The sequence below is a fragment of the Mycobacterium sp. E3247 genome (assembly GCF_001667785.1).
GTDB lineage: Bacteria > Actinomycetota > Actinomycetes > Mycobacteriales > Mycobacteriaceae > Mycobacterium.
Genome location: NZ_LZJG01000211.1, coordinates 1 through 1267, shown reverse-complemented (window position 1 = coordinate 1267; position 1267 = coordinate 1). Strand labels below are relative to the sequence as shown.

Below are 1267 nucleotides of genomic sequence, written 5' to 3'. Positions count from 1 at the left end.
GTCCAGGATGTCCAGCGCCAGCTCGAATTTCGGCGCCAGGATCTGCTGGTGACGCAGCATGTGCAGGCGCACCCCGTCGGCGTCGCGGAAGAAACGCAGGTGCCGCAGCTGGTTGACCTTGTCCGGGCCGATCGACTTCTTCCCCGCGTATTGCAGGTACCACGCGATGTTGCCCAGCGAGCCGCCCAGGAAGCTCACGCCCGCACCGGCGAAGGTGATCTTGGAGGTGGACGCGAACACATAGGGCCGGTTGGGGTTGCCGGCCTTGGCCGCAAGCCCCAGCACGTCGATCTGGCGGATGAACTCGTGCGTCAGGGTGTGCACCGCGTACGCGTTGTCCCAGAACAGCCGGAAGTCGGGCGCCGCCGTGCGCATCTGGACCAGCCGGCGCACCGTCTCCCACGAGTAGGTGATGCCGGTGGGATTGCCGAAGACCGGCACGGACCACATGCCCTTGATGGCGGGGTCGACGGCGACCAGCTCCTCGATCAGGTCGACGTCGGGGCCGTCGGCCAGCATCGGCACCGGGACCATCTCGATGCCCATCGTCTCGGTGATCGCGAAGTGCCGGTCGTAGCCGGGAACGGGACACAGGAACTTGACGCTCGGTTCGTCCTTCCAGGGGCGCTGGGAGTCGACACCGCCGTAGAGCATCGAGAAGGCGACCAGGTCGTGCATCAACTCCAGGCTGGAGTTGTTGCCGGCGATCAGGTTGGGCACGCCGATGCCGAGCAGCTCGCCGAAGATGGCCCGCAGCTCGGGCAGCCCGTGCAGGCCGCCGTAGTTGCGGGTGTCGGTGCCCTCGCTGTCGCGGTAGTCCTCGCCGGGCAGGCTCAGCAGCTGGTTGGACAGGTCGAGCTGCTCCGGCGCGGGTTTGCCGCGGGTCAGGTCGAGGGCCAGCTTCTTGGCCTGCAGGTCGGCGTAGTCCTGCTGGTTGCGCGCGTGCAGGGCCGCCAACTCTTCGGGGCTGAGGGAATCGAAAGACACCACGGGCCCTTTCGCTGCTCATAGTGGCGATCGCAAGCGCGGCGGAGCCGGGCGCAGCGGGTCGCCACTGATCGAACCTAGTGCGATCGCAAGCGCGGCGGAGCCGGGCGCAGCGGGTCGCCACTGATCGAACCTAGTGCGATCGCAAGCGCGCCGGAGCCGGGCGAAGCGGGTCGCCACTCTATGGATATAGGGGACCCCGCGCACCCGACAGAGCCCATTGACCCTTGCTGCCTTCCGGCCCTGGGGGAGTTCACAGGATAGACGCCGCGCGGGGTCC

Annotated in this window: 1 protein-coding gene and 1 other RNA gene; both read right to left on the bottom strand. The window is 67.8% G+C overall.

Going from position 1 to position 1267, the window contains the following annotated elements:
• Nucleotides 1-987 (bottom strand): aminotransferase class I/II-fold pyridoxal phosphate-dependent enzyme (locus A9X04_RS11520; RefSeq protein WP_156764320.1); only part of this gene is annotated, 987 nt, incomplete at its 3' end.
• A 187-nt stretch (nucleotides 988-1174) separates the two neighbouring features.
• Nucleotides 1175-1267, bottom strand: an RNA gene (ffs, locus tag A9X04_RS11515) — signal recognition particle sRNA small type; the annotation flags it as partial.